Origin of the sequence: Azorhizobium doebereinerae UFLA1-100, from assembly GCF_000473085.1 — a bacterium.
In the GTDB taxonomy this organism is placed as follows: Bacteria; Pseudomonadota; Alphaproteobacteria; order Rhizobiales; family Xanthobacteraceae; genus Azorhizobium; species Azorhizobium doebereinerae.
Genome location: NZ_AXBA01000102.1, coordinates 1 through 1,183, shown reverse-complemented (window position 1 = coordinate 1,183; position 1,183 = coordinate 1). Strand labels below are relative to the sequence as shown.

Annotated in this window: 2 pseudogenes; both read left to right on the top strand. The window is 50.6% G+C overall.

What is annotated here, in order from left to right:
• Nucleotides 1-82: pseudogene (locus tag YU1_RS33845) on the top strand (IS5/IS1182 family transposase); the annotation flags it as partial.
• 283 nt (nt 83-365) lie between these two features.
• A pseudogene (locus YU1_RS33200) lies at nt 366-661 on the top strand (IS5/IS1182 family transposase); the annotation flags it as partial.
• Between the last annotated feature and the right edge of the window lie 522 nt (nt 662-1,183).

Genomic DNA, 1,183 nt, shown 5'->3' with positions numbered 1-1,183 from the left:
CATCGCCACACGATATGACCGGCTCGCGACCAACTTCCTGGCCGCCGTCTCCATCGCCGCAGCCGTAAGCTACTGGTTATGAGTCTGGGCCCTAACCCTCTGTCCGCAGCGTAAGTGGTGACTATATGACAGCTCTCGCCGAGACGACCAACGGGGCGCCATGCAAGCGTGCCTCAAACGTAACGGCTTCAGAGGCGTCCGCGCCGGTCCGGCGGGACCGCATCCGCTCCCTTATCAACCGCAAAAGAAATACAGCGCTACCCAAAAAACAAACAGAGCGACGATATATATTATAGTTATAAATATTATTACCTCCATATCCCGCTCCCTTCAAAAAGGACACGCCCCTCACATTTCGGATGTGAATAAGAGGGAAGCGCAGTCGCGTGGCCAGATTCGTTCGCAAAACCAAGCGTTATCTTCTGATCTGACGGATGCGGAATTGAAGCTGATCGCGCCACTGATGCCGGAACTGGCCGCCTAGACATCCCCGAGAAATCGGGTTTGGCGAAGCCATCAACGCGGTACGCTATCTGGTGCGCTCGGGCTTGGGCCATTGGCGGACCGTTTACGGCCGATTCCGGAAACTGGCGCGTCGGTCCTGTTCCAGACCATTCAAGATGTCGAACTCATGCGGAACCGCGAGCAGGCCGGGATAGAGTTCATCTGATGTTGAGGCGCAAATTGGCTAGTATCAATGGCATTCGAAAGACCGCTGAGGGCCCGCAAGGTAGACAGAATCTCTACGATGGAAATTATTCTTCCATTCGGAAGAATGCGGAGCATCGGATCTCCGAAAGCCTCATTTCTTCTCTCTGCCCAACTTAATAAAACCTTGCGTTTTTGAAATAAGTTCATTAAATTGCAATTAAATACATCAGTGGGCCCAGATATGCAAATTTCATCGCATTCACACCCAAAATACCCGAAACGCTCAATTTTATCCGTCGCCTTACACATAGTCTCCTCCCCATAGCAGCTGGGTTGACTGCCATTTTTACATGCATTTGCATAATGGCTCGCTACGAGCGTAATGAATCCTTGAGCTCGATGTCAAGTCCGTATTATTTTGTCATAACGCTGTATATTATACTGCCAAATACCCAAATATTGACTTGTTCGTAACATCGATTGTGACATAAAGATGTATAGTCAGGGCGCGGTGTTGGCCATTCCCCCCCCC